We start from the raw sequence: 25,319 nt of genomic DNA on the forward strand, positions 1-25,319 counted from the left end.
TCTCCGATGCTAGAAATCCGTCACCTGCGCACCTTGAGTGCCCTGCGTTCGTCCGGCAGCCTGGTGCGTGCCGCGCAGCTGCTCAACCTGACCCAGTCGGCCCTGTCGCACCAGATCCGTTTGCTGGAAGAGCGCTACAAGGCGCCCCTGTTCGAGCGCAAGTCGATGCCAATCGCGTTTACGGCCACGGGCAGCCGGCTCTTGGCCCTGGCCGACAAGCTGTTGCCTGAGATCGAGCTGGCCGAGCGCGACGTGGCGCGCCTGTCGCAGGGCGACAAGGGACAGCTGCGCGTGGCGCTCGAATGCCATACCTGTTTCGACTGGCTCATGCCGGTGATGGATGCCTTCCGCCAGCGCTGGCCGGAAGTGGAGATCGACCTGGTTTCCGGCTTTCACAGCGAACCGGCGGACTTGCTGCGTTCGGGCGAGGCGGACCTTGTGATCGGCTCGCCGTACGGCCCCGATTTCACCGTGTTTCCCCTGTTCCGCTTTGAAATGCTGGTGGTGATGGCGCAAAAGCACCGGTTGCAGGCGCAGCGCCGGCTGGCGGCGGCCGACTTTACGGGCGAAACATTAATTACCTATCCCGTGCCGGAAGAGCGCATCGACCTGATCCGCGAAGTGCTGCGGCCGGCCGGCATCGCGTTTGAACGCCGCACGGCCGAATTGACGGTAGCCGTGCTGCAACTGGTGGCGAGCCGGCGGGGCATTGCCGCCTTGCCGAACTGGGCCATCAAGAATTACGTCGATTACGATTACGTCGTGGCGCGCCCGGTGGGCGAACACGGCTTGTGGAGCGATTTGTACGTGTCCGTGCCCGAGCATCTGCAGGACAAGGCGTACGTGCGCGATTTCGTCAGCGTGATACGCGAGCAGTGCGCGGCCTCGCTGGACGGTATCAAGTTGTTGTCCTGACCAGCGTTGGGTTGGAAACAAACCAACAGCAAAGTTTGATAAATATCAAGGTTCAGCAATGAACCACCGCTTACAGTTGAGCACTGTGCGGCGCAACATGCGCTGCCTACTCTTTGGGGAGGAACACGATGTTTTCATTTTCCGAACAATGGGCACGGGCCGGCAAGGCCGTGGTGGAAGCACAATTGATCAGCGCACAAGCGTATGCGCAGGCCGCTGTCGACAGCGGCGCCAGCGTGCTGGAATTGCAGCTCGATGCGGCCCGCACGGCGCTGGCGGCCGCTACTGTGGCGGGCAATCAGCTGCTGTCCGCGAAGGACCCGCAAGCGCTGCTGGAACTGTCGCGCGCGCAGTCGCAACTGGCCATCGAACGCATCGGTGCATATAGCCGCCAGGCAAAGGATGTTGCTCAAGAAACCCAGGAGAAATTCGACACTGTGACAAAGGGTGAGTTTGCTGCATCGCGTCAAAAATTTGGCGAGCTGTTGCAGGTGGTAAAGCAAACGCCCGTACCCCTGATTATTCCCTTCAATAATTTTCTAAAAACCACTTTCGGCGGCGCCGATGAAGGGTATGATAAAAATAAAAACACGCGTCCTGCTCGCCAGGCGTAAGCGCGTTGCGGCCCGGCAGCGGCTATCCGCCGCGCCAGGCCGCCCGCCGCCACCGCAGGCAGGCTGTCATCGCCGCCGCCTGCGGTGCGGCGCTGGAACTGCGGCGCATGCCGCGCTAGAATGAAACACAGCTTGCTGTGTCTTCCCGGATTCACAGGATTCCAATGGGATTCTATTAGCACCTTGACCTTGGCCCTCGTGGCCAGCATATCGGAGAAATAAATGGATGATGTCGTAATCGTGGCCGCCGGCCGTACCGCAGTCGGCAAATTCGGTGGCAGTCTGGCCAAGATTCCTGCGTCCGAACTGGGCGCGCATGTAATCAAGGGCTTGCTGGCACAAACCGGCATCGACCCGAACCTGATCGGCGAAGCGATCCTGGGCCAGGTGCTGACGGCTGCCGTCGGCCAGAACGCCGCGCGCCAGGCCGTCATCAAGGCTGGCCTGCCGAGCAGCATCCCGGCATTCACCATCAACAAGGTATGCGGCAGCGGCCTGAAGGCCACGCACCTGGCGGCGCAAGCGATCAAGTGCGGCGACGCCAACATCATCATCGCCGGCGGCCAGGAAAACATGAGCGCTTCGCCGCACGCGATGAACGGCTCGCGCGACGGTTTCCGCATGGGCGACTTCAAGATGATCGACACCATGATCGTCGACGGCCTGTGGGACGTGTACAACCAGTACCACATGGGCATCACGGCGGAAAACGTCGCCAAGAAATACGAAGTGACGCGCGCCGAGCAGGATGAATTCGCGCTGCAGTCGCAACTGAAGGCGGAAGCGGCGCAAAAGGCGGGCAAGTTCAAGGATGAAATCCTGCCGCTGGAAATCGCCAACAAAAAAGGTACCGTTGTCTTCGACAGCGACGAATACATCAAGCCCGGCTCGACCCTGGAATCGCTGGCCGGCCTGCGCCCCGCGTTCGCCAAGGACGGCACCGTCACGGCCGGCAACGCTTCCGGCCTGAACGATGGCGCCGCCGCCGTCATCATGATGTCCGCCTCGCAAGCGAAGGAACTGGGCTTGAAGCCGCTGGCACGCATCAAGGCCTACGCCTCGTCGGGCCTGGACCCGGCCGTCATGGGCATGGGCCCCGTCTCCGCATCGCGCCTGTGCCTGAAAAAAGCCGGTTGGACGCATGAAGAGCTGGACTTGATGGAAATCAACGAAGCGTTTGCCGCGCAAGCGATTGCCGTCAACAAGGAAATGGGCTGGGATACCAGCAAGATCAACGTGAACGGCGGCGCGATTGCCATCGGCCACCCGATCGGCGCCTCGGGCGCGCGCATCCTGGTCACCCTGATCCACGAAATGATCCGCCGCGACGCCAAGAAAGGCCTGGCCGCATTGTGCATCGGCGGCGGCATGGGTGTAGCTTTAGCCATCGAGCGCGACTAAGTAGCTGGCACCGCACCCAGGCCGTCGCGCGCTGTGCGTGACGACTGGGTGCGGTACGCCGCCGTCACGCGGCGGAGCTGGATTGCTTTCATTAAATTATTAATTTTTTAGCAACAGAACGACACTGAGGGGATGAAAATGGCAAGAGTTGCATTGGTAACTGGTGGCATGGGTGGTCTGGGCGAAGCGGTGTGTTTCAAGCTGGCGGCGCTCGGCTATCGCGTGGTGACCACATATTCCCCAGGCAATCCGAAGGTCGCGGAATGGCTGGCGACGACCAAGGACATGGGCTACGACTTCAAGGCGTATCCGTGCGACGTGGCCGACTACGATTCGGCAGCGGCTTGCGTGGCGGCCGTGGAAGCGGAAATCGGTCCTGTCGACGTGCTGGTGAATAACGCCGGCATCACGCGCGACATGACGTTCAAGAAGATGGACAAGCCGAACTGGGACGCCGTGATGGGCACCAACCTCGATTCCGTCTTCAACATGACCAAGCCCGTCTGCGACGGCATGGTGGAACGCGGCTGGGGCCGCATCATCAATATCTCGTCCGTGAATGGCCAGAAGGGCGCCTTCGGCCAGACCAACTATTCGGCCGCGAAAGCCGGCATGCATGGTTTCACCAAGTCGCTGGCGCTGGAAGTGGCGCGCAAGAACGTCACCGTCAACACCATCTCGCCAGGCTACATCGGCACCAAGATGGTTATGGCGATTCCGCAGGAAGTGCTCGACAGCAAAATCATCCCGCAAATTCCGATGGCGCGCCTGGGCAAGCCGGAAGAAGTGGCCGGCCTGGTGGCTTACCTGGCTTCCGATGAAGCAGCCTTCGTCACGGGCGCCAACATCTCGATCAACGGCGGCCAGCACATGTCGTAATCGTTGTTGAGGTAAAACAAAAAGACAGCTGCGGCTGTCTTTTTTTATGCTTGCAAGCAAAACAAGGGAATCGCCGGATTTGCCTTAAAATCAGTATTTCTCCACTGCATCATCTCCATGACCCTAGTTCCCGCCTTGCGCCGCGCCAGCGTGGCCGCCATCCTTTTCCTGGGCGCCAGTGCGGCCCAGGCTGCTGTCTCGTTTCACGTGAGCGTCACCACCGAGCGAGAGAAATTCCCCGGCGTGAAAAGCCGCTTGCCTGCGCAAGAAGTGGAGGAAAACGATGTGGTGCTGGGCCAGCAGTACATCAGCGTCAGCGATGGCAAGACGCTGTCCGTGCTCGATTTTTCCACGCGCCGGCGCTATGTTATCGACAAGGCGGCTGGCACTTACGAGCAATATTCGCTGTTCGATGTTGTCGGGCAGCGCCAGAGCGAGATGCGCCACCGGCTGGGCATTGCCGACGTGCTGACGCTTGCCAAGCGGGCCGATCATGTCACGCCCCAGGCTTACGAGGAGCAGGCGCTGTCGGTCCGGGCCGGCAAGGTGCGAGGCAGGCTGGTCCCCAACATTCTCGATGGCGAGGTCCTGTGGTCGCTCGATGAACACCCCTTGCTGCGCCTGGGGCCGGCCCACATCGCAGGCGATGGGCAGGATAGCAAGGCATTTGCCCAGTTTCTGCGTTATACCTGGGGCGGCCACCCGCTGGTGCTGAAAATGTTTGCAGACAGCAGGCAGATCCCCATGCAATTCCTGCTGTACTACCGGGAGGTGGGAGGCAAGCTCACACGCCGCTTTCGTGTCAGCGGCGTGCAGGCGGATGCGCCCGCGACCTTTACGCTGCAAGGCTACCGGCCGGGCAGGGCCGGCGCCGGGGCCCCCTTGCTGGAGCGCGTGCTGGACCAGGCAACACGGCTGCAGCCATTGGCCGCCGAGGCGCATCCGGCAATGCGCGCGCAGGCGGAGCAGGCGTTTGCCGGGCAACGGCCTTTTGCTGCCTTGCTGATCATGATGGAAGACAATTACTCCACAGGCGCGCCGGTGGGGAAATTATCGCCGCAGCAAAGGCTGGCCCTGGAAACCAATGAACAGGCACAGCAATTGATACGCGCGCTGTCGGCCAGGGACGAGGATGCCATCAAGGCCGGCCTCGCCGCAATACAGGCATTGCGCGCGCAGGTCGGCAAGGATCAGCCCATGCTGACCTTGTTCGAGGCCAGCATGCGGGGCAAGGCAGGGCAATGGCCGGAGGCGATCGCGCTGCATCTGGAAGCGCTGCAAGCGCGGCCGCAGCTGGCCGGCGGCTACAAGGAGCTGGGCGATGCGCTGTATGCGCAGTTCGATACTGCCAATGCCTGGCGCAGCTGGGAGGCGGGCCGGACGCTGGTACCCACGCATCGCCTGTTTGCCAGCGTGAACCGCCGGGAACAGGAGTTACTGACGGGCTATCCCGTCTTTTTCGAGAGCGGAGCGCCGGTTCAGCCCAGCACCAGCCGCCCGGCCAGCAGCACGAACACGGCAGGCAGCACGAACTTGCCGTAAGGCGAAGGCCTGCCGCGCAGGCGGCGCGCCAGGCGCGCGGCCAGCACGGCGTACAGGGCGTCGAACAGCAGGCCCACCAGCACCAGGACGGCGCCCAGGCGCAGGTATTGCATGCCGACCTGCTCGCTGCCGACGACGAATTGCGGCAGGAACATGCTGCAAAACAGCAGTGCCTTCGGATTGAGCAGATTCGTCAGGAAGCCGCGCACCAGGCTGGCGCGGGCGCCATGCGCCGTGGCGGGGGTGGCCGCGTCCTGTGCCGTTTTGCTCGACAGGGCCGACTGCAGCAGGCGCAGCGCCAGGTACAGCAGGTAGGCGGCGCCCGCCCATTTGACCCACTGCAAGGCTTGCGGATGCGTCACCATCAGCGCCGCCAGGCCCGCGCCCGACAGCGCCACATGGACGGCGCGCGCGCCGGCGATGCCCACGGCCGTCACCAGCGCCGTGGCCACGCCGCGCGCGGCGCCCGTCGCCAGCACCAGCGCCATGTCGGGGCCCGGTAATAAAAAGGCGCCGGCCAGTGCCAGCAGGTACATCAGGAAGGTAGAATCGGACATGGCTCGGTCGAAAAGAAAAGCGGGAGCATGCACACGGTGCGGCCTGCTCGCCGGGTCCCATTATGTTCTTGCAGCGATGAAATGTGCTTGCTTTTCCTGCCCTGCATGCCCTAGTATTCGGGTAGATTCCACTCGTATAAAAACAAAAAATAGATGAAAATTTCAGAAGTTAGCCTCGACGCCACCGATTTGCAGATACTCAGGCTGTTGCAGGATGAAGGACGGCTGTCGAATGCGCGCCTGGCCGAGCGCTTGAAACTGAGCGAAACCCCCGTCTGGCGCCGCTTGCGCCGCCTGGAAGAGGAGGGTTTCATTACCGGCTACCAGGCTTTGCTTAACCGCAAGAAGCTGGGCATCGGCCTGGTGGCGTTCGTGCGGGTCGTGTTTGCCAACCATGGCGGCGAACAGCCGTCGCAGTTCGAGCAGGCGATCGCGACGATTCCCGAGATCTTGTCGTGCCACAATGTGGCGGGTGAAGCCGATTATTTCCTGCAAGTGGTGGCGCGCGACCTGGAAGCGTATGGCGAATTCGTCTCGACCGTGCTGCGCCGCCTGCCTGGCGTGGCGGAAATCCAGTCCAGCTTGTCGATGCGCGAAATCAAGTCGTCGAACCGCCTGCCCTTGCTGCTGGCCTGAGGCGCCGGCGGCGCACTATAATTGGAACAGTTGCCAGGACTCGTGCCTGGCGCCCCGACTGCCATTCTGAGGACCGCCATGCCCGATTCTTTGTCCCCCCTGTTTCCCGTCCTGTCGCCGAACCGGCACGGCATGCTGGCGGTCGATGACATCCACACCATTTATTGGGAAGAGTGCGGCAACCCCGACGGCATTCCCGTGCTGTTCCTGCACGGCGGCCCGGGCGCGGGCCTGTCGCCGCAGCACCGCCGCTTTTTTGATCCGCAGCGCTACCGCGTGATCCTGTTCGACCAGCGCGGCGCGGGCAAGTCCACGCCGCTGGGCGAATGGCGCAACAACACGACGCAGCTGCTGATCGCCGATATCGAACGCTTGCGCGTCCAGTTCGGCATCGACCAATGGCTGGTGTTTGGCGGCTCGTGGGGTTCGACCCTGGCGCTCGCGTATGGCCAGGCGCACCCCGAGGCTTGCCTCGGTTTCGTGCTGCGCGGCATTTTCCTGTGCACGCAGGCGGAAATCGACTGGTTCATCGAGGGCGTGCGCTGGTTCTATCCGGAACTGTACGCGGAATTCGCCGCGCCTATTCCCGCAGAGGAGCGGGGCGACTTGCTGGCGGCCTACGTGAAACGCATCCTCAGCAGCGATCCCGCCGTGTACTGGCCCGCCGCGCGCGCCTGGAGCCGCTTCGAAGGCCGCCGCGTCTACCTGATGCCGCAGCCGGAAGATGCGCCGAACGATGCGCTCGACCTGGGCGTGGGCCGGCTCGAATCGCACTACATGGCCAATCTGGGTTTCTTCGAGGAAGACCAGCTGATCCGCAACATGGCGCGCATCGCGCATTTGCCGGCCGTCATCGTGCAAGGCCGCTACGACGCCATCTGCCCGCCGCTGTCGGCCTACCGCCTGCAGCAAGCCTGGCCGGGCGCGCAGCTGGAAATGATCCCGGATGCGGGCCATGGCGCGCTCGAGCACGGCATCGCTTCGGCGCTGGTGCGCGCCACCGAGCGCTTCGTGCCGGGGCGCGGTTTCGCATGACGCCAGAGCCCGCCGGTTGGCAAAGCGGCCAGCCGGCGGGCGCCACCTGCTACACTATGGCCTGTGCTGGCGCCACGGTCGGGCGCCGGTGTGAACCTACGACTTTTTATCCATGAACATACAGATCGGCGACATCGGCCATATCATCCAGCTGGCGATTGCGCCGGTTTTCCTGTTGACCGGTATCGGCACCATGCTGGTGGTGCTGACCAACCGCCTGGGCCGCATCATCGACCGCACGCGCGTGCTGGAAGACCGGCTCGACATCGGCTATAACGATTTCTATATGGATGAGCTAGATACCTTGTATCGGCGTACCCATCTGATCAATTACTCGATTTCGCTCAGCACGGCGTGCGGTTTCTTCGTCTGCGTCATCATCGCCATGCTGTTTTTGGGCGATATTCTGAACCTGACCCTGGATAAATACATCGCGGCCTTCTTTGTGCTGGCCGTGATTTGCCTGATCGGCTGTTTTATTTATTTACTGCGCGAAATTTATCTGGCCGCGACGGCCCAGCGCATCCGGCGCCATATCCGCCCGCCACGTTAAGCGGCACGCCGGTTTTACCCTACTATTGAAGAACGAGTCCAGTATGCACGATTACAAACGTCCCCCCACCCTGCACCGCTACGGCCAGCGCAGCGAACTCGAGCTGGCGCTGAGCCTGGGCCAGTTCCGCCTGATGCCTGCAGGCAATTGTCTGACCCTGAGCTTTTCGCAAGTGTGGGACAAGCAACTGTTCGACCTGTTCGCCCCGGCCGACGCCTGTTTGATCATCCACAATACGGAAGAATTCGGCGAACGCCTGCACCGCGCCGTGCAGCGCACCTTGCCCAGCTGGGCCGGCATCGACGGCCTGGTCGAGTATGGCCAGCGCGCCGCCCTGGGCGCCGCCTTCACCAAGACGCGCGCCGAGGCGCCCGAGCAGGAATGGCTGTTCGCCTGGCGCTCGATGCAGCCGCAGGCGAGCCTGAATCCCGTCACGGTAAAGCTGGGCAGCCTGGAAAACTTCGCGGAAATCCGCGACCGCGATACCTATTTGGCGTAGTTTTATCCGGATTTATCGGCGTACTGGCTGTCGATGCGTGCGAGCACGGCCGCCATCATGCGCTCGATATCGCCGCGTATCATGGTCGTGCCCAGCATGCCGGGCACGTAGAAGCCCGGCATCAGCCGGCTGGAAAAGACGATGCGCGTGCCGCCCGTCTCGGGGATGGGGTACAGATTCCAGCGCGATTCGTAATGCCGCATGTCGCCCGAGATCAGGGCGATGTCGATGGCCGTGAACGGCGTTTCCGTGGCCCGCACCACCAGGTGGATGGGGTGGTTCATGAACAGGAAGCGCGCCATGCCCTGCTGTTCGATGATGACTTCATTGCCGTTGCGCGACAGCACGCGGCAGGAACTCAAGTCCGGCACGAATTCATGCATGCGCTCGTAGGTGGTCAGGGTCTTCCAGACGGACGCCGGCGGCGCCTGCACGCTGCCGCTGGCATCGACTTCATACATGCGCTGCCCGTCGACCTCGATGCGCTTGACGTCGACCTTGAGCTTGTCCAGGCGTATCGCCTGCGCCAGCGCGGTAGCGGGGACGGCGCACAGCATCAGCAGGCAAAGGAAGAGTCGCGTCATGCACCTAGCCTACGGGAAACTTGCGCCCGGCACAAGCTGTACGCATCGCCGGCCCGTGCGCCGGGCGATTTAGAACTCCCGGTCTAGAGAAATACGCTGCGGCGAGCGGCAATGCTTGCTACCGTACGGCCTGCATACCACCTCTACCGGACCGATCACCATGACTGCCTATCCCCACCTGCTGGCCCCGCTCGACCTGGGTTTTACCTCTTTGCGCAACCGCGTCATCATGGGGTCCATGCATACGGGCCTGGAAGATCGGTTTTATCATTATGGCAAGCTCGCCGCGTTTTACCGCGAACGGGCGCGGGGCGGGGTGGGGCTGATCGTCACGGGCGGCATCTCGCCGAACCGCCAGGGCTGGCTGCTGCCGTTCGGCGGCACGCTCAATTTCCTCGGCGACGTGCCGAACCACCGCAAGGTGACGCGCGCCGTGCACGAGGAGGGCGGCAAGATCGTCATGCAGATCCTGCATGCGGGCCGCTATGGCTATCAGCCGTTCGTCGTCTCGGCGTCGGCGAAGAAATCGCCGATCTCGCCATTCCGCCCCCGTCCCCTGAGCGAACGGGGCATCGAGCGCACCATCTGCGACTACGTGCGCTGCGCGCGCCTGGCGCAAAAGGCCGGCTATGACGGCATCGAAGTGATGGGCAGCGAAGGATACTTATTGAATCAATTCCTGTGCGCGCGCACGAACCTGCGCCAGGACCGCTGGGGCGGCAGCATCGAAAACCGCATGCGCCTGCCCGTGGACATCGTGCGCCGCATCCGCGCCGCCGTCGGCCCCAACTTCATCATCATGTACCGCCATTCCCTGCTCGACCTGGTCGAGGGCGGCAATACCTGGGATGACGTGGTGGCGGTGGCCAAGGCCCTGGAACACGCGGGCGTGACGATTCTCAATACGGGCTTCGGCTGGCATGAGGCGAGGGTGCCCACCATCGTCACGTCCGTGCCGCGCGCCGCCTTCGCTTCCGTGGCGGGCCGGCTGCGCCGCGAAGTCGGTATTCCCGTGGTGGCGTCGAACCGCATCAACATGCCGCACGAAGCGAACGCCATCCTGGAGCGGGGCGACTGCGACCTGGTGTCGATGGCGCGCCCGTTCCTGGCCGACCCCCATTTTGTCGCCAAGGCCGCCTCCGGGCGCACGGATGAGATCAACACCTGCATCGGCTGCAACCAGGCGTGCCTGGACCACACGTTTGCCAACAAGCGTGCCAGCTGCCTCGTCAACCCGCGCGCCTGCCATGAAACGGAACTCGTGTACGCGAAAAAGGCCGTGCCGCGCCGGGTGGCCGTCGTCGGCGCCGGACCGGCTGGCCTGTCCGCCGCCTGCGTGGCCGCTGAATGCGGGCACGAGGTGACCCTGTTCGACAGCAGCGACAGCGTGGGCGGCCAGTTCAAGGTGGCCATGCAAATTCCCGGCAAGGAAGAATTTACGGAAACCATCCGCTATTTTGCCCGCCGGCTGGCACTGCTGGAAGTCAAGCTGCGCCTGGGCCAGCGCGTGACGCGCGAGCAATTGCTGGCCGGCGGCTATGACGACGTCATCGTCGCCACCGGCATCAAGGTGCGCCTGCCGGCCATTCCCGGCATTGACCACCCGAAAGTGCTGTCGTATCTGGATGTGCTGCAAAGCAAGAAGCCTGTCGGCGCGCGCGTGGCCATCATCGGCGCGGGCGGCATCGGCTTCGACGTGGGCGAATACCTGCTGCACGACCCGGCGCACCCGCTGCCGCTGCCCGTGGCCACCTGGGCAGGCGAGTGGGGCGTGGACCTGGATGCGGCCACCGGCGGCGGCCTGGTGCCGCCCGTGGCGCCTGCGCCCGTGCGGCAAATCTTCCTGTTGCAGCGCAAGACGTCGAAAGTGGGCGCGGGACTGGGCAAGACGTCGGGCTGGGTGCACCGCGCGGCGCTGGCGAGAAACGGCGTGGCCATGCTGGCCGGCGTGAGCTATGACAAGATCGACGAGCAGGGCTTGCACATCACCGTGGGCGGCGAGCAGCGCCTGCTGGCGGTGGACAACGTGGTCATCTGCGCGGGCCAGGACAGCTTGACGGAGCTCATGCCGGACATGGGCAAGGATGGCAAGCCGCTGGCCACCGGCGGCCCCCGCTTCCATAAAATCGGCGGCGCCGCGCTGGCGGCCGAACTCGACGCCAAGCGGGCGATACGGGAAGGCGCGGAACTGGCCGCCAGCCTGTAAAAAGAAAGCCTGCCGGCTGGGGAGCGGGCAGGCTTGCTGGACGGAAATGGCGCCGGCTTAATGCCCGCCATGCCCCTTCTTCGCCGCATCAAAACTCTGCAGCACGTGCTCGGCCATGCCATTGGCCAGTTCGTGCTCGCCGATGAACACCTTGCCCGCGTTTTCCGCGCGCAGCAATTCCGCCTCTTCCTCGCTGTGCGTGCGCACCACCGTCATGATGTTCGGGTTCAGCGCGCGCGCCGTCTCGATCATGGCGCGCACGTGGAAGGTGTCCGGCGTGGCGATGACGAGCATGGTGGCGTGCGTGATGTGCGCCTGGATCAGCACGGCCGGTTCGCCCGCATTGCCGGCCACGGCCGGAATGCCCTGCTTGCGCAGCTGGTCAACGATTTCGCGGTTTTCCTCGGCCACGACGAAGTGGATGCCCCGTTCCATCAGGGCGGCGGCGATGCGCCGGCCCACGCGGCCATAGCCGACCAGGACGATCTGGCCCGACAGTTTTTCCTGCGGCACCGTCATCGGCAGTTCGGCCAGCGGGTCCGTGGTGCGTTCGAACTTGCGCGCGAAATCGCTGTTGCTCATCACGCGCAGCAGCGGCTTGGCCATGCTGAACACGAGCGGATTCAAGGCGATGGACAGGATGGCGCCGGCCAGGATCAGGCTTTGGCCTTCCTGCGGCATCAGGCCCAGCGACAGGCCCAGCGCGGCCAGGATGAACGAGAATTCGCCGATCTGCGCCAGGCTGGCCGAGACGATGATGGCCGTTTTCGGCGGGTAGCGCAGGGCCATCACCAGCAGGAAGGCGGCAATCGACTTGCCGAAGATAATGATGGCGCACACGGCCAGCACTTGCAGGGGCTTCTCGATGAGGATGTTCGGCTCGAACAGCATGCCGACGGAAACGAAGAACAGCACGGCGAACGCGTCGCGCAGGGGCAGCGATTCTTCCGCGGCGCGGTGGCTGAGTTCCGATTCGCGCAGCACCATGCCGGCGAAGAAGGCGCCCAGCGCGAAGGACACGCCGAACAGCTTGGTCGACGCATAGGCGATGCCGACGGCGGCGGCGATCACGCACAGGGTGAACAGTTCGCGCGAGCCGGTGCGCGCCACTTGCCACAAAATCCACGGGAACAGCTTGCGGCCGACCACCAGCATGAAGACGATGAAGCCGGCTACTTGCCCCAGGGTAATAGCCAGGGTTTGCCACAGGCTGACGGCCTCGGCATCCGGTGCCACCTTGCCGCCCAACACGCCGGCAAACGCCGGCAGCAGCACCAGCACCAGCACGGTGACGAGGTCTTCCACCACCAGCCAGCCGACGGCGATGCGGCCATTCAGGGAATCGAGGATGCCCCGTTCTTCCAGCGCGCGCAGCAGCACCACGGTACTGGCGACCGATAGGGCCAGTCCAAAGATCAGTCCGCCACCGAGGGTCCAGCCCCACCAGTGGGCCAGGCCCATGCCCATCGCCGTGGCGACGCCGATCTGCAGGATGGCGCCGGGCAGCGCGATCTTGCGCACGTCCCACAGATCCTCGATGGAAAAGTGCAGGCCGACACCGAACATCATCAGCATCACCCCGATTTCCGCCAATTGTCCCGCTATTTCCGCATCCGCCACAAAACCGGGCGTGGCCGGTCCGATGATGATGCCGGCGGCCAGATAGCCGACCAGGGCCGGCAGTTTCAGGCGCGCGGCGATGAAGCCGAAGATGAGGCCGAACCCGAGGGCGGCGGCGATGGTGGTGATCAGGCTGATGTCATGGGGCATGCGTGTGGGGTTCCTTATGGGGACGTGCGGATGGAAAAAGATGTTGCTCAGCGACCAAGTATAAACGCATCAAAGCCCCTGCCGGAAAATTTCCTGCGGCTTTATTGCAAAAAACCTGTGCTATATCTTCGTCCAGGTGGCCACGAACGCATGTTATCCACCCGGATCTTCGCCTAATTCAAGGACTCCACCCTATGCCACCCCGTGTCTCTACACCTTGCGCACGATCACGCAGCCGATGGAATAACCGGCGCCGAACGAGCAGATGACACCCGTGGCGCCCGCCGCCATGTCATCCTGATACTTATGGAAGGCGATGATGGAGCCGGCCGACGAGGTGTTGGCGTAGGTGTCGAGGATCACGGGCGCTTCGTTGGCTTCCGCGTCGCGGCCCAGGATCAGGCGCGCGATCAGCAGATTCATGTTCAGATTCGCCTGGTGCAGCCAGTAGCGGGAGACTTGCGCCACTTCCACGCCGGCCTTGGCCAGGGTCGTCTTGATCATCTCGGCAGCCATCGGGCACACTTCCTTGAACACCTTGCGGCCTTGCTGGTGGAACAATTTATCCGCCTTGCCCATGCCGGATTCGTCAAAACGGTTGAGGAAGCCGAAATTGTTGCGGATGGCGTTAGAAAAGCGCGTTTTCAGTTCCGTGCCGATGATCTCGAACTGGTGCTGCGAGACGGCCGTGTCTTTCGCTTCGACGATGATGGCGGTGCAGGCGTCGCCGAAAATGAAATGGCTGTCGCGGTCGCGCCAGTTCAGGTGGCCGCTGGTGATTTCCGGGTTCAACACCAGCACGGCGCGCGCCTGGCCGCTTTGCACGGCGGCGACGGCTTGCTGGATGCCGAAGGTGGCGGACGAGCACGCCACGTTCATGTCAAAACCATAACCATCGATGCCCAGCGCATCCTGCACTTCCACGGCCATGGCCGGGTAGGCGCGCTGCATATTGCTGCAAGCCACCAGTACCATGTCGATATCGGCTGGCGTGCGGCCGGCGCGCGCCAAGGCGTCGCGCGCAGCGGCGACGGCCATTTCCGCCTGCAGCGACAGTTCGTCATCGCCACGCTCCGCAATGCGCGACACCATGCGGGCCGGATCGAGGATGCCTTCCTTTTCCATCACGAAGCGCGACTTGATGCCGGACGCCTTTTCGATGAAGGCCACGCTCGACAGGTCCAGCGCCGTCACCGTGCCCGCGGCGATCGCGTCGGCGTTGTCGGCATTGAATTTTTCCGCGTAGGCATTGAAGCAGGTGACCAGCTCTTCGTTGGAGATCGAAAATGGCGGCGTGTACAGTCCGGTACCGCTGATGACGACTTGTTTCATGGTTAAACTTTCAAATTTGGCAATCGGCGCGATGCCGATAAGTGAAGCAAATTTTACACAAACGGGCTCGACTGTAGAGAGTTTCGTGTTGCGGGGCAGGGGGAAGTGTGGCGGAAGATTGATTTTTGTCGCGTGGACGGGGTAACGGGGGGCATGGCGCCCCCCGCCGTGCTGCTGGCGCTGCTGTTTACTTCTTCTGTTCTTGCTTGACGTCGGCTTGCACCACCACCGGTTCGGCCTTGGCCAGTTGCACCGGCAAACCTTTCAGGTGGTTCAGCGCCTGGTGCAGCTGGAAATCGTCCTGGCTGCCGAATTCCAACGGTTTGCGGGTCTTTTCCAGGGCGATGATGCGCAATTGCTCTTCCATCTCGTCGTTGACGGGGGCGGCCTTGGCGCTTTCCTTGTCGCGGTCGTTGCTCAGGTGCTTGGAGAGGTCCGCTTCGCGGATGCGCAAGCCGTTCAAGCCGTCGCCGTCCGCATTTTCATCGACCAGCAGGTCGGGCACGATGCCCTTGGCCTGGATCGAGCGCCCGTTCGGCGTGTAATAGCGGGCCGTCGTCAGCTTGACGGCCGTGTCGGCAGTCAATTGGCGGATGGTTTGCACGGAACCCTTGCCGAAGGTTTGCGTGCCGATGATGGTGGCGCGCTTGTAATCCTGCAGGGCGCCGGCGACGATTTCCGAGGCCGAGGCCGAACCCGTGTTGACGAGCACCACCAGCGGCACTTTCTTGATGGCGGCCGGCAATTTCGCCAGGGCATCGCCTTCCGAGCGGAACGTATAGTATTCGGCGCGGCCGTAGAACACCTGCTTCGAGTCCGGCAACTGGCCGTTGGTCGAGACGATGGCCGCATCCTTCGGCAGGAAGGCGGCCGACACGCCGATGGCGCCCTGCAGCACGCCGCCCGGATCGTTGCGCAGGTCGAGCACCATGCCCTTGATGTTCGGGTCTTGCTTGTAGAGCGCCGTGATCTGCGCGGCCATGTCGTCGACGGTCGGTTCCTGGAATTGCGACACGCGCAGCCAGGCGTAGCCCGGCTCGACCATCTTCGCCTTCACGCTCTTCTGGTGGATTTCCTCGCGCGTGATGGTGAAGGCCAGCGGCTGCGGTTCATCCTTGCGGGCAATGGTCAGCGACACCTTGGTGCCCGGCTCGCCGCGCATGCGCTTGACGTTGTCGTCGAGGCTGACGCCTTTCACGGGCTGGCCGTCGAGGCGGGTAATCAGATCGCCTGCCTTGATGCCGGCGCGGTAGGCGGGCGAATCCTCGATGGGCGAGACGATCTTGATGTAGCCGTCTTCGCTCAGGCCAATTTCAATGCCCAGGCCGACGAACTTGCCTTCGGAGCCTTCGCGCAGTTCGGCGTAGGCTTTCTTGTCCAGATAGGCGGAATGGGGGTCGAGCGAGGCGACCATGCCGGAAATGGCGTCTTCCAGCAATTTCTTGTCTTCGACGGGTTCCACGTAATCGGACTTGATCAGGCCAAACACGTCGGCCAGCTGGCGCAGCTCTTCCAGCGGCAGGGGCGGCTCGACGTTTTTTTGCGCCATGGCGGAAAATTGCAGCGACACGGCGACGCCGGCCACCACGCCCAGGCCGATCAAGCCGGTATTTTTGAGTTTGCCCATCATTGCACCTTTGCAGCTAGCGTGTCTTGCACAAGCGCCAGTCCCCGTGGAGCGGCGCTTTCCTGAAAGTATAGACCTGAATCTCTGCCGGCGTGGGCCGGCCGTGGAAAAAGCGTGCCTGGGCCCAGTCTATGCGCGAAAACGGGCTCGCCAGCTTGCCATATGTTGCGGTTTTGTATGCGATGTATAGTTACTCTTGAGGGGAGTAAGCATTTGTAAGAGTCGAAAAAAAGCGTGTGCCGCGGCCCTATAGTGGACTCGCATTCTCGACCCGAAGTGGTTTTGCCTGCGTCTGCGGACGCAGGCTTTTTTTTATCCGGAGCCCCCATGACCTCGTTGACCTTTCTCCCCGCCGTGCGCCGTTTCAGCCTGGCCTTGCTGCTGGGCGCCACCGCCTTGACCGCCTCGGCCGTGCCGATTGCCGACATGCGCCTGGAAGACTTGCTGCCGATGGCGCCCGATTTCAGGACGGAATTGAAGCTCAATGCGAATCAGACCACCTTGTGGCAGCAGGTGGAAGGGAAATCGCGTCAGCTGTTGCGCGAACGCAAGGCGCGCCGCGAACGCCTGCAAGCGGGCGTGGCGCAGGGTTTGCAAACGCCCAGGCTGGAGCTGCGCGACTTGCTCGCCGGCCTGGACATAGAAAGCACGCAGAGCCTGGCCGAGGAAAAGCAGCTGCGCGAATGGTGGCTGAGCGTCAACGATGCCCTGGACGAGAACCAGCGCCAGATGGTGGCCCAGTTCATCGCCGGCCAGATGGCGCGCGTGATGGACGCCGCCGCGCCCCGCAGCGAATCGCGCGGCGCGCCCGGTGGCGAGCACGGCGGGCGCAAGGGTGGTGGCAAGGGGGGCATGGGCGGCGCGGGCGTGAGCATGGGCAGCGGGGGCGCCGGTATCACCTTGCCCGGCAACTGAGGGTAAGCAGGGGGCAAGCGCGGGGGGCAAGCAAGGGGCAAGGATGGCCAAAAGGCATGCTTGCGTGCTACATTCCTGCAGCGCCTGGCGCGGCAGGCTATCCGCCCGAAGCTATCCGCCCGGTCTTTTTGACATGCCCCATAAGGACAATCCGTGAATCGCTATCTCTTGAGCAGTCTGACCCTGACCCTGTTGGCTGCGTTTGCCCATGCCGCCGAACCCGCATCCGCCGTTGCCGCCCCGACCGTGGCACCTTCCGCACCTGCCGCCGCCGGCGTCGTTTCCGGCATCGATGTGCAGTACATCGACCCCGCCGTGCGCGTGCAGGACGATTTCTTTACCCATTTGAATGGCAAGTGGCTGGCCACGGCCGAGATTCCTGCCGACAAGTCGAGCTGGGGTTCGTTCGCCAAGCTGCGCGATGACACCACGCCACAGTTGCGCGGCATCATCGAAGCCACGCAAAAGGACAAGAACAGAAAAGCCGGTTCCGAAGCGCAGAAAATCAGCGACCTGTACGCCAGCTACATGGATGAAGCCAAGCTCGAGGCGCTGGGCACGAAGCCGCTGGCTGGCGAACTGAACCGCATCCGCTCGCTGCGCGACAAGAAGGGCGTGCCTGCCCTGATCGCTCACCTGAGCCAGACGGGCGTGGCCACGCCGTACGCCGTCTACGTGGGCCAGGATGCCCGTGCTTCGACGAAATATGCGGCCTACGTGAGCCAGAGCGGCCTGGGCATGCCGGACCGCGACTACTACCTGGAAGCCAAGCAGGCTGGCGTCAAAGAAAAATACCAGGCGCACGTGGAAAAAATGCTGGCCATGGCCGGCGACAAGAACGCCGCCGCCCGCGCCAAGGCTGTCGTGGCGCTGGAAACGGCCCTGGCCGAAGTGCAATGGACCAAGGTCGAGAACCGCGACCCTGTCAAACGCTACAACAAGACCGACATCAACACGCTGAACGAGCTGACCCCAGGCTACGACCTGAAGTCCGGCCTGGCCGCCTTGGGCATCGCCAACAAGGTCGATTACGTCATCGTCAACCAGCCAAGCTACCTGGCCGGCTACAACAAGGTGCTGGCGTCAAGCGACCTGGACACCCTGAAAGCGTATTTCGAATGGCAGTTGCTGCGCAGCTATGCCAGCTACCTGTCGAAAAACTTCGTCGATGAAAGCTTTGCCTTCTACGGCACGGTACTCAGCGGCGTGACGGAAAACCAGCCGCGCTGGAAGCGTGGCGTGGGCGCCGTCGAAGGCGTGCTGGGCGAAGCCGTCGGCAAACTGTACGTGGCGCAATATTTCCCGGCAGAACGCAAGGCGCACATGCAGGAACTGGTGAAAAACGTGCTGGCCGCCTACAAGGACAGCATCGACACCCTGGACTGGATGAGCCCGGAAACCAAGAAGGAAGCGCAAGCCAAGCTGGCCAAGTTCACGCCGAAGATCGCGTATCCGAACAAATGGCGCGATTACACGAAGCTGCAAATCGTCCAGGGCGACCTGGTGGGCAACATGATGCGCGCCGCCAACTTCGGCTCCGCGCGCCAGGTGGCCAAGCTGGGTAAACCGATCGACCGCGAAGAGTGGGGCATGACGCCGCAGACGGTGAATGCCTATTACAGCTCGACGATGAATGAAATCGTCTTCCCGGCCTCCATCCTGCAGCCGCCGTTCTTCGACGCCAACGCGGACGACGCCGTCAACTATGGCGCCATCGGCGCCGTCATCGGCCATGAAATCAGCCACGGCTTCGACGACAAGGGCAGCCAGTCCGATGGCGACGGCAACCTGCGCGACTGGTGGACCCCGGCCGACCGCAAGAACTTCGCCGCCAAGGCCGACGCGCTGACCAAGCAATATGACGGTTACAGCCCATTGCCGGGCTATCACGTCAACGGCGCCCTGACCCTGGGCGAGAACATCGCCGACAACTCGGGCGTGGCGATCGCCTACAAGGCCTATAAAATTTCGCTGGGCGGCAAGCCGGCACCCGTGCTCGACGGCTTGACGGGCGACCAGCGCTTCTACATGGGCTTTGGCCAGGTGTGGCGCAGCAAGATGCGTGAAGCGCAGCAGATCGTGCAAATCAAGACCGATCCCCATTCGCCGGGCCAGTACCGCGCCAATGGCACCATGGTCAACCAGCCTGGCTTCTACGAAGCGTTTGGCGTGAAACCGGGCGACAAGATGTATGTTGCGCCGGAAAACCGCGTCATCATCTGGTAAGCGCATGCGCGTCGTCGTGAAAAACGTACTACTGTAACAACAGAAAAGGCCACCTCGCGTGGTCTTTTTTGCATTCCGGTCAAAGTTCTTTCTGTCGTTTCGGCCTGTATGCTACAGTCAAAAACCGGGCCAGAAGCCTTGGGCCTTCTGACCCTTATATTCCACACAATACAATATAGAGGACAACCGTGAATCGTTATTTGTTAAGTGCATTGACCCTGAGTTTGCTGGCCGGCGTGTCCGGCATGGCTGGCGCCGCTGATACGGCCAAGAAAGCCGCCGCCGCTCCCGCCACGGCTGTCGCCGCCGCCGCGCTGACGTCCGGCATCGCCGTCGAATACGTCGACCCTGCCGTGCGCGCGCAGGACGACCTGTTCCAGCACCTGAATGGCAAATGGCTGGCGGAAACGGTCATTCCTGCCGACAAGTCGAGCTGGGGCAGCTTTGCCAAGCTGGCTGACGATACGCAAACGCAGCTGCGCGGCATCGTCGAAGGCGCCGCCGCCGACAAGGCCCGCGCGGCCGGTTCGAATGCCCAGAAAATCGGCGATTTTTATAACAGCTTCATGGATGAAGCCAAGCTGGAAAGCCTGGGTCTGACACCGTTGAACGCGGAGCTGGCGAAGATCGCCGCGCTGCAGGACAAGGCGGAATTGCCGGCCGTAATCGCCCACTTCAGCAAGCTGGGCGTGACCTCGCCTTACGACTTCGGCATCCACCAGGACGCCAAGGATTCCACCAAATACGTGGCCGACATCGTGCAAAGCGGCCTGGGCTTGCCTGACCGCGATTACTACCTGGAAGCAGGCAAGGCCGATACGCGCGCCAAATACCTGGCCCACGTGGAAAAAATGCTCAGCCTGGCCGGCGACGCGAACGCTGCCGCGAATGCGAAAGCCATCCTCGCGCTGGAAACGGAACTGGCCAAGGCGCAATGGAGCAATGTGCAGAACCGCGACCCCGTCAAGACCTACAACAAGGTGGAACTGGCGAAACTGGCCGCCGTGGCGCCAGGCTACGACTGGGCCCGCTACCTGAAGGACACGGGCATCGCCGGCAAGGTCAATTACGTGATCGTCAGCCAGCCCAGCTACCTGAAAGGTTTTGCCGAGATCGCCAACAAGACGCCGCTGGAAACGTGGAAAGCCTACTTCCAGTGGCACTTGCTGCACGCCAACGCCGGCTACCTGCCGAAAGCGTATGTCGATGAAAACTTCGCGTTTTATGGCACCACCCTGACGGGCGTGACGGAAATGCGTCCGCGCTGGAAACGCGGCGTGGGCGCCGTCGAAGGCGCGCTGGGCGAAGCCGTGGGCCAACTGTACGTGGAGCAGTATTTCCCGGCCGAGCGCAAGGTGCGCATGGAAGCGCTGGTGAAAAACCTGATGACGGCCTACCAGCAAAGCATCGACAAGCTGGACTGGATGAGCCCCGTCACCAAGAAACAGGCGCAAATCAAGCTGTCCAAGTTCACCACCAAGATCGGCTATCCGAACAAATGGCGCGATTACTCGGGCCTGACGGTGGCGCCGGACGATTTGATCGGCAACATCCAGCGTTCGCACTTGCTCAACTACAACCGCGAATTGAACAAGCTGGGCCAGCCTATCGACCGCGATGAGTGGGGTATGACGCCGCAGACCGTGAATGCTTATTACAACCCGGAACTGAATGAAATCGTCTTCCCGGCCGCCATCCTGCAAGCGCCGTTCTTCGACGCCAACGCGGACGACGCCGTCAACTACGGCGCCATCGGCGGCGTGATCGGCCATGAAATCAGCCACGGCTTCGACGACCAGGGCGCCCAGTACGACGGCGACGGCAACTTGCGCGACTGGTGGACCAAGGCCGACCATAAAAACTTCGCCAAGAAAACCAAGCAGCTGGTGGCGCAGTACAACAGCTTCAGCCCCGTCAAGGGCCACTTCGTCAACGGCGAACTGACCCTGGGCGAGAACATCGCCGACAATTCCGGCGTGGCGATCGCGTATAAAGCGTACAAATTGTCGCTGAACGGCAAGAAAGCCCCCGTCATCGACGGTTTCACGGGCGAGCAGCGCTTCTATGCGGGTTTTGCCCAGGTCTGGCGCATGAAGATGCGCGAAGCGCAGCAACTGGTCTTGCTGAAAACGGACCCGCACTCGCCAGGCCAGTTCCGCGCCAACGGCACCATGCGCAACCAGCCCGGCTTCTACCAGGCGTTTGACGTGAAACCGGGTGACAAGATGTATCTGCCACCGAAAGACCGCGTCATCATGTGGTAAGACGCTAGTCCGAGGCATAAGTTGCCAGCCGCCCCGCGCAAGCCGGGCGGCTTTTTTACGCCGTGTGATCTGGCGCAAACGATGGGTAAAAAAAAACCGCCCTGGCGGGCGGTTCCTGGAAACGGGTGTGACGCTGCTTACTTGGCCGGTTCCGCGGCTGGTGCGGCGGCGCCATCAGCGGCAGCGGCCGGTGCCGGCACTTCCGGTTCCTTGAACTTGCCGCCCGACGCGTTGGCGATGTAGACGACGGCGCGCGCCACTTCCACATCGTCGAGGTCGGGATTGCCGCCCTTGGCCGGCATCGCGCGCAAGCCTTCGATCGCGTGTTTCAGGACCGTATCGTAGCCCTGGGCCAGGCGGGCCGACCAGCTGCCCGCATCGCCAAACTTCGGTGCACCGGCCACGCCGGCGCCATGGCAAGCCACGCAGGTTGCCGTGTACACGGCTTCGCCGCTTTGCAACACTTTCGGACCGCTGGCATCCTTGAAGGTAAAGCCGGCGTTGGCCACTGGGCTCAGGCGCTCGGCGATGGCTTCCGGTGACTGGCTGTCCGTACCGGCGCCCGTCAGTTTTTGCGCCGTGACGAACTGCACCAGCAGAATGATGCCGATGACGGTGATGAGGAAGAAGCCAGCTACGGCGGCAAGCAATTGTTTAGGCGTTTTGATCGCTGATTGTTGTTCGTTATGTGCGTCGCTCATGATGTCCTTAGTCCAGATTTGAAACTGATGGCCGTGTAAGGTAGCATTTTTACATGCTTGTATGTAAACCTTTATGAAACCCACAATTATAGGCACAAAAATTGAGCAGCGACATGCAATTGCCAGCGATACGACAGTTTCCGTAGACGTAGGTAAAGAAAAACGGTATCCTTCGCATCACTTCAGAAATTCCCCCTACGCGGCTGTAGCTCAGTGGATAGAGTATTGGCCTCCGAAGCCAAGGGTCGTGGGTTCGATCCCCGCCAGCCGCACCATCGTTACTTTGAGAGTCAATGAGTTAGTTGAGAGTTTGCTGATCGCGTTAATGCAAACTAATAATAATTTTAGCCCATCACCGTACTCAAATTGTGCTCGCATCGGGTCCTTCTAATAGCCGGCGTTTCCCCCGCTACCATTTCTCAGGAGAACTCCCTCCTGCATGGTGTATTTCTCGTTCCCTAGGGCACACACCGTACTGACGTTGACGAAAGCCCACGCCAGAACGCGCGCTCATTCAACGCCACTGAGTGTGTTGATTCCAATGGAGCGGTTCATCTACTAGTCAACACGATGGGTCCGTCAGGATAGTACCGGTGCTTAGATTCCAACCAGTGCGTGAATCTAGGATGCTACTTATAGTCTGTAGATGTAAAGTCATCAGACTATTACCTTGCAGGAATGAAACTGAAATCCACAAACCAAGAACAGCTACTTCAGGCAATAGGGGAAGTCGTACGGACAAGGCGTGTTGCACAAGGATTAAGTCAAGAAGCATTTGCTGAAGTTGTCGGCCTACACCGGACGTATGTCGGCGGAATTGAACGGGGTGAGCGTAACGTAACAATAAGTAATCTGAGCAAAATTTCAGCCAAACTGGGAATCAGCCTATCTTTATTAACAGGAGAGGCGGAAGGCCTGGCTCAAACGAGGGCGAACGGATGACGGCCGTTTCCACCACTCAAGAACTGAGTCGGAAGTTAGAGTGCATGAACTTCCAGGCCGAGCAGCTTCAAATTCTCGCTGATATTGCTGATGCACTTGTTAGGCCAGTGGGGGGCCAGCCTCACTCATCGGACCCGGTTTTAGGCAGTGCGTCATTTTGGCGCTACTTCGCAAATGTTCTTCTTGTTCATCATGCAACAAACGACGAGAAATTCAAGAAAAAGGCGTTTGAATTTGCTTTCAGGAATGCATGTAGAGCGGAGGGATTCACTGCCGAAATCACGGCGAGTCAAACCAATCCCGGCGCAGACGTTATTGTCTCAGGCACGAAATACTCACTCAAAACTGAGGCTGACAAAAATATCTCCGCAAAATACATCAAGATATCTAAACTTATGGAGGCCAGATGGATTCGGGAGGTTGCCGCAACCGAGCGACGCGGCGATGTGGCCAAAGAGCGCATACTTGGACACCTAGAGCAATATGACCGGATACTGACATTACGAGCATTCGACGTTTTACAGCATAAGACGCGGACGCATGTTCGTTATGAGCTTTGGGAAATCCCAATTGATAAGCTTCGCTTGATCGAAAATTTAACAGCCAAGGATTTCACACTCGCGACAAAAAATAACACCTTTGGGGCCAAAGTGAGCATAGATAAGACTGCGCTTTCGCCCCGCGTATTCTTACTACGAATGGATGGAAGCGTTGAGAAAATCACCGTGGCCTCTCTAAATGTTAATTACTGTAGGCTTCACGCTGTATGGGGGATCCCCGTTGATCCTCCCATACCTGAAGATGACGAGTGAGGCCGATTAGTCTTGCAGCGTTAGCTGCATTTGATGGGTGGCCACCTGTAATTCCTCAATGTCATCTTTCGATAAATGAGAGTTCGGCAGGATGGCATCGTAAATAGATGGCTTTTCTCCTGTAAGAATCCAGCTTGTCAAGTGTGCAAGCTGAAATGAAATTAGGGGTGGTACTGCGTCACCAATATGGCGGTACATGTTAGATGCGGACCGTGCCACAAACTTATAGGTCCGTGGAAAGCCTTGCAGTATCCCCATTTCCCGGACCGTACAATGCCGATCTTGCTCCGGATGGCAATAACGCCCGTTACCAGTGCTCCCGCATTCCCGCTTCAAAGTTACCGCTGGTTTGTCCCAAGCAAGCCTTCCGTAAACATCCGTATATGGGCCGAAACCTCCTTTAGCTACTTGACGCATCATTGAGGGAATCAATAGTTCAGCTCCTCCTGGTACCTTCAACAAATCTGGCCATGATCCACCATCTTTTGGGATCAGCTTTAACCTTTGCATTCCTTTGGGAGAGAAATTTGGTGAAACGTGCAAGAGGTCGTGAGGGTGGCTCTCTCCGGCCAAAATATTGGGAAGGTGGCCGATAGCTGCTCGAACCGTCGTGCTCTCTGGCCGAACGGCATAACCTTGCCAAAGGTCGTGAATCGTTCTTAACTTTAATGGATTCTTAACCGCAACAACTAGTGCACGACGACGCGATTGCGGCAGCCCAAACTTTTCGAGTGCGTGAAGCTCAGCAGTGACAGTGTAGCCAAGTTCTTCAAGTTGGCTTTTCAGTTCAGCGAAATACTGCGCGAATTTCCCTCGTAAAAGCTCCCCTACGTTTTCCATTAAGAAAACGGAAGGTTGAAACATCTTAACGAATTCTGCGCTTCGCAAAACCAAGCTATTGCGCGGGTCATCTTCGACCAAATTTTTTCGAACTGTACGGGAGAATCCTGTGCATGGCGCACAAGAAATTAGCACGTCCACGTGATCTGTGCCGCTTGTTTGCAACAAGTACTCCCGGAGTTGGCCCTCGCTAAGTTCGCCAATGTCGGCGTGAAGTGGGGTGATACCCATGTTCGCGCCATACGTCGAATTACATTCCAATGTACCTTTCCCTGAGCTAGGTTTCCCGTTCTGTGCATCCACCGCTCCGATAATTCGGAAACTTGGATGACTGTGAAATCCAAAGCTCATCCCACCAGCCCCAGAGAACAAGTCGAGAACATTCCAACTTGCCATGTTCTTGTCGTTCTTGCTAGATTCTTCCATGTCCGTCTTCAATCCTGCTTCTTTTACGTGATAACGGATAATT

At 61.0% G+C, this 25,319-nt stretch carries 22 protein-coding genes and 1 tRNA gene; 16 read left to right on the forward strand and 7 right to left on the reverse strand.

The genetic code is table 11. The annotated features are described in order from the left end of the window. The first annotated feature begins 6 nt into the window (after nucleotides 1–6). The 5 genes from O3301_RS12395 (at nucleotide 7) to O3301_RS12415 (ending at nucleotide 5,351) form a co-directional block, all read left to right on the forward strand. Complete coding sequence (locus tag O3301_RS12395; RefSeq protein ID WP_099665877.1) at nucleotides 7–915, forward strand: LysR family transcriptional regulator; 909 nt, start codon at nucleotides 7–9, stop codon at nucleotides 913–915. Between the two features lie 128 nt (nucleotides 916–1,043). Beyond that, nucleotides 1,044–1,529 carry a phasin family protein gene (locus O3301_RS12400; protein WP_305056505.1) on the forward strand — a complete coding sequence of 162 codons (486 nt, stop codon included), beginning with the start codon at nucleotides 1,044–1,046 and terminating at the stop codon, nucleotides 1,527–1,529. Nucleotides 1,530–1,751: 222 nt separating this feature from the next. Continuing rightward, the gene (locus O3301_RS12405) at nucleotides 1,752–2,930 is read left to right on the forward strand and encodes an acetyl-CoA C-acetyltransferase (RefSeq protein WP_034783723.1); all 1,179 of its coding nucleotides are present in this window, start codon (nucleotides 1,752–1,754) and stop codon (nucleotides 2,928–2,930) included. A gap of 138 nt (nucleotides 2,931–3,068) precedes the next feature. Then, a complete protein-coding gene (gene phbB, locus O3301_RS12410) occupies nucleotides 3,069–3,809 on the forward strand; it encodes an acetoacetyl-CoA reductase (protein ID WP_035823615.1) in 741 nt (246 codons plus the stop codon). Between the two features lie 117 nt (nucleotides 3,810–3,926). Next, nucleotides 3,927–5,351, forward strand: coding sequence for a hypothetical protein (locus O3301_RS12415; protein ID WP_305056506.1), 1,425 nt, complete (start codon nucleotides 3,927–3,929; stop codon nucleotides 5,349–5,351). Here O3301_RS12415 and O3301_RS12420 read toward each other — a convergent pair. Then, complete coding sequence (locus O3301_RS12420; RefSeq protein ID WP_305056507.1) at nucleotides 5,288–5,908, reverse strand: LysE family translocator; 621 nt, start codon at nucleotides 5,906–5,908, stop codon at nucleotides 5,288–5,290. The genes O3301_RS12415 and O3301_RS12420 overlap by 64 nt on opposite strands. Before the next feature lie 153 nt (nucleotides 5,909–6,061). On the opposite strand from O3301_RS12420, the gene O3301_RS12425 reads away from it, so the two are divergent. The 4 genes from O3301_RS12425 to O3301_RS12440 all read left to right on the forward strand — a co-directional run bounded on the left by O3301_RS12425 (nucleotide 6,062) and on the right by O3301_RS12440 (nucleotide 8,631). Then, nucleotides 6,062–6,544 (forward strand): Lrp/AsnC family transcriptional regulator, encoded by a 483-nt coding sequence (locus O3301_RS12425; RefSeq protein ID WP_034752896.1) that lies wholly within the window; start codon nucleotides 6,062–6,064, stop codon nucleotides 6,542–6,544. Between the two features lie 78 nt (nucleotides 6,545–6,622). Then, the gene (pip, locus tag O3301_RS12430) at nucleotides 6,623–7,579 is read left to right on the forward strand and encodes a prolyl aminopeptidase (protein WP_099665875.1); all 957 of its coding nucleotides are present in this window, start codon (nucleotides 6,623–6,625) and stop codon (nucleotides 7,577–7,579) included. A gap of 112 nt (nucleotides 7,580–7,691) precedes the next feature. Beyond that, a complete protein-coding gene (locus tag O3301_RS12435; protein WP_034783716.1) occupies nucleotides 7,692–8,132 on the forward strand; it encodes a DUF2721 domain-containing protein in 441 nt (146 codons plus the stop codon). 43 nt (nucleotides 8,133–8,175) lie between these two features. Then, nucleotides 8,176–8,631 (forward strand): hypothetical protein, encoded by a 456-nt coding sequence (locus O3301_RS12440; protein ID WP_099408108.1) that lies wholly within the window; start codon nucleotides 8,176–8,178, stop codon nucleotides 8,629–8,631. Nucleotides 8,632–8,633: 2 nt separating this feature from the next. On the opposite strand, the gene O3301_RS12445 is transcribed toward O3301_RS12440, so the two are convergent. Further along, nucleotides 8,634–9,215, reverse strand: a complete 582-nt coding sequence (locus tag O3301_RS12445; RefSeq protein ID WP_289899628.1) for an SRPBCC family protein — start codon at nucleotides 9,213–9,215, stop codon at nucleotides 8,634–8,636. Nucleotides 9,216–9,375: 160 nt separating this feature from the next. On the opposite strand from O3301_RS12445, the gene O3301_RS12450 reads away from it, so the two are divergent. Next, a complete protein-coding gene (locus tag O3301_RS12450; RefSeq protein WP_099665873.1) occupies nucleotides 9,376–11,421 on the forward strand; it encodes an NADPH-dependent 2,4-dienoyl-CoA reductase in 2,046 nt (681 codons plus the stop codon). A gap of 57 nt (nucleotides 11,422–11,478) precedes the next feature. On the opposite strand, the gene ybaL is transcribed toward O3301_RS12450, so the two are convergent. The 3 genes from ybaL to O3301_RS12465 all read right to left on the reverse strand — a co-directional run bounded on the left by ybaL (nucleotide 11,479) and on the right by O3301_RS12465 (nucleotide 16,153). After that, nucleotides 11,479–13,191 (reverse strand): YbaL family putative K(+) efflux transporter, encoded by a 1,713-nt coding sequence (gene ybaL, locus O3301_RS12455; RefSeq protein WP_176381492.1) that lies wholly within the window; start codon nucleotides 13,189–13,191, stop codon nucleotides 11,479–11,481. Between the two features lie 210 nt (nucleotides 13,192–13,401). Beyond that, nucleotides 13,402–14,523 (reverse strand): beta-ketoacyl-ACP synthase III, encoded by a 1,122-nt coding sequence (locus O3301_RS12460; protein ID WP_305056508.1) that lies wholly within the window; start codon nucleotides 14,521–14,523, stop codon nucleotides 13,402–13,404. A gap of 187 nt (nucleotides 14,524–14,710) precedes the next feature. Further along, the gene (locus O3301_RS12465) at nucleotides 14,711–16,153 is read right to left on the reverse strand and encodes a S41 family peptidase (protein WP_289899625.1); all 1,443 of its coding nucleotides are present in this window, start codon (nucleotides 16,151–16,153) and stop codon (nucleotides 14,711–14,713) included. Nucleotides 16,154–16,477: 324 nt separating this feature from the next. Between O3301_RS12465 and O3301_RS12470 the strand changes: the two genes are divergently transcribed. From O3301_RS12470 to O3301_RS12480, 3 genes are all read left to right on the forward strand, one after another. Next, nucleotides 16,478–17,065: a hypothetical protein gene (locus tag O3301_RS12470; protein WP_305056509.1), complete on the forward strand. Its 588-nt coding sequence runs from the start codon at nucleotides 16,478–16,480 to the stop codon at nucleotides 17,063–17,065. 153 nt (nucleotides 17,066–17,218) lie between these two features. Further along, entirely contained in the window at nucleotides 17,219–19,291 is a 2,073-nt protein-coding gene (locus O3301_RS12475; RefSeq protein ID WP_305056510.1) for a M13 family metallopeptidase, read from the forward strand. A gap of 188 nt (nucleotides 19,292–19,479) precedes the next feature. Beyond that, nucleotides 19,480–21,555, forward strand: coding sequence for a M13 family metallopeptidase (locus O3301_RS12480; RefSeq protein ID WP_099665867.1), 2,076 nt, complete (start codon nucleotides 19,480–19,482; stop codon nucleotides 21,553–21,555). Between the two features lie 137 nt (nucleotides 21,556–21,692). Here O3301_RS12480 and O3301_RS12485 read toward each other — a convergent pair whose 3' ends face one another. Beyond that, a complete protein-coding gene (locus O3301_RS12485; protein WP_099665866.1) occupies nucleotides 21,693–22,256 on the reverse strand; it encodes a cytochrome c5 family protein in 564 nt (187 codons plus the stop codon). 199 nt (nucleotides 22,257–22,455) lie between these two features. On the opposite strand from O3301_RS12485, the gene O3301_RS12490 reads away from it, so the two are divergent. The 3 genes from O3301_RS12490 (at nucleotide 22,456) to O3301_RS12500 (ending at nucleotide 24,010) form a co-directional block, all read left to right on the forward strand. After that, nucleotides 22,456–22,531 (forward strand) — tRNA-Arg (locus O3301_RS12490). 403 nt (nucleotides 22,532–22,934) lie between these two features. Further along, nucleotides 22,935–23,198: a helix-turn-helix domain-containing protein gene (locus O3301_RS12495; RefSeq protein WP_305056511.1), complete on the forward strand. Its 264-nt coding sequence runs from the start codon at nucleotides 22,935–22,937 to the stop codon at nucleotides 23,196–23,198. Next, nucleotides 23,195–24,010, forward strand: coding sequence for a hypothetical protein (locus O3301_RS12500; RefSeq protein WP_305056512.1), 816 nt, complete (start codon nucleotides 23,195–23,197; stop codon nucleotides 24,008–24,010). Before O3301_RS12495 ends, O3301_RS12500 begins: the two co-directional genes overlap by 4 nt. A gap of 6 nt (nucleotides 24,011–24,016) precedes the next feature. Here the strand turns inward: O3301_RS12500 and O3301_RS12505 are convergent, their stop codons facing one another. Then, nucleotides 24,017–25,276, reverse strand: coding sequence for a DNA cytosine methyltransferase (locus O3301_RS12505; protein ID WP_305056513.1), 1,260 nt, complete (start codon nucleotides 25,274–25,276; stop codon nucleotides 24,017–24,019). Nucleotides 25,277–25,319: the final 43 nt, after the last annotated feature.

The sequence above is a fragment of the Janthinobacterium sp. SUN211 genome, assembly GCF_030587315.1.
GTDB lineage: Bacteria > Pseudomonadota > Gammaproteobacteria > Burkholderiales > Burkholderiaceae_D > Janthinobacterium > Janthinobacterium kumbetense.

Excerpts from the sequence above, each read along its gene's own strand:
- pip (WP_099665875.1), top strand. The coding sequence starts at position 6,623 with ATGCCCGATTCTTTGTCCCCCCTGTTTCCCGTCCTGTCGCCGAACCGG.
- O3301_RS12450 (WP_099665873.1), top strand. The coding sequence starts at position 9,376 with ATGACTGCCTATCCCCACCTGCTGGCCCCGCTCGACCTGGGTTTTACC.
- O3301_RS12445 (WP_289899628.1), bottom strand. The coding sequence starts at position 9,215 with ATGACGCGACTCTTCCTTTGCCTGCTGATGCTGTGCGCCGTCCCCGCT.
- O3301_RS12505 (WP_305056513.1), bottom strand. The coding sequence starts at position 25,276 with ATGGAAGAATCTAGCAAGAACGACAAGAACATGGCAAGTTGGAATGTT.
- O3301_RS12435 (WP_034783716.1), top strand. The coding sequence starts at position 7,692 with ATGAACATACAGATCGGCGACATCGGCCATATCATCCAGCTGGCGATT.
- O3301_RS12425 (WP_034752896.1), top strand. The coding sequence starts at position 6,062 with ATGAAAATTTCAGAAGTTAGCCTCGACGCCACCGATTTGCAGATACTC.
- O3301_RS12395 (WP_099665877.1), top strand. The coding sequence starts at position 7 with ATGCTAGAAATCCGTCACCTGCGCACCTTGAGTGCCCTGCGTTCGTCC.
- O3301_RS12500 (WP_305056512.1), top strand. The coding sequence starts at position 23,195 with ATGACGGCCGTTTCCACCACTCAAGAACTGAGTCGGAAGTTAGAGTGC.
- O3301_RS12440 (WP_099408108.1), top strand. The coding sequence starts at position 8,176 with ATGCACGATTACAAACGTCCCCCCACCCTGCACCGCTACGGCCAGCGC.
- O3301_RS12465 (WP_289899625.1), bottom strand. The coding sequence starts at position 16,153 with ATGATGGGCAAACTCAAAAATACCGGCTTGATCGGCCTGGGCGTGGTG.
- O3301_RS12495 (WP_305056511.1), top strand. The coding sequence starts at position 22,935 with ATGAAACTGAAATCCACAAACCAAGAACAGCTACTTCAGGCAATAGGG.
- O3301_RS12460 (WP_305056508.1), bottom strand. The coding sequence starts at position 14,523 with ATGAAACAAGTCGTCATCAGCGGTACCGGACTGTACACGCCGCCATTT.
- O3301_RS12415 (WP_305056506.1), top strand. The coding sequence starts at position 3,927 with ATGACCCTAGTTCCCGCCTTGCGCCGCGCCAGCGTGGCCGCCATCCTT.
- O3301_RS12485 (WP_099665866.1), bottom strand. The coding sequence starts at position 22,256 with ATGAGCGACGCACATAACGAACAACAATCAGCGATCAAAACGCCTAAA.
- O3301_RS12405 (WP_034783723.1), top strand. The coding sequence starts at position 1,752 with ATGGATGATGTCGTAATCGTGGCCGCCGGCCGTACCGCAGTCGGCAAA.
- phbB (WP_035823615.1), top strand. The coding sequence starts at position 3,069 with ATGGCAAGAGTTGCATTGGTAACTGGTGGCATGGGTGGTCTGGGCGAA.
- O3301_RS12400 (WP_305056505.1), top strand. The coding sequence starts at position 1,044 with ATGTTTTCATTTTCCGAACAATGGGCACGGGCCGGCAAGGCCGTGGTG.
- O3301_RS12420 (WP_305056507.1), bottom strand. The coding sequence starts at position 5,908 with ATGTCCGATTCTACCTTCCTGATGTACCTGCTGGCACTGGCCGGCGCC.
- O3301_RS12470 (WP_305056509.1), top strand. The coding sequence starts at position 16,478 with ATGACCTCGTTGACCTTTCTCCCCGCCGTGCGCCGTTTCAGCCTGGCC.
- ybaL (WP_176381492.1), bottom strand. The coding sequence starts at position 13,191 with ATGCCCCATGACATCAGCCTGATCACCACCATCGCCGCCGCCCTCGGG.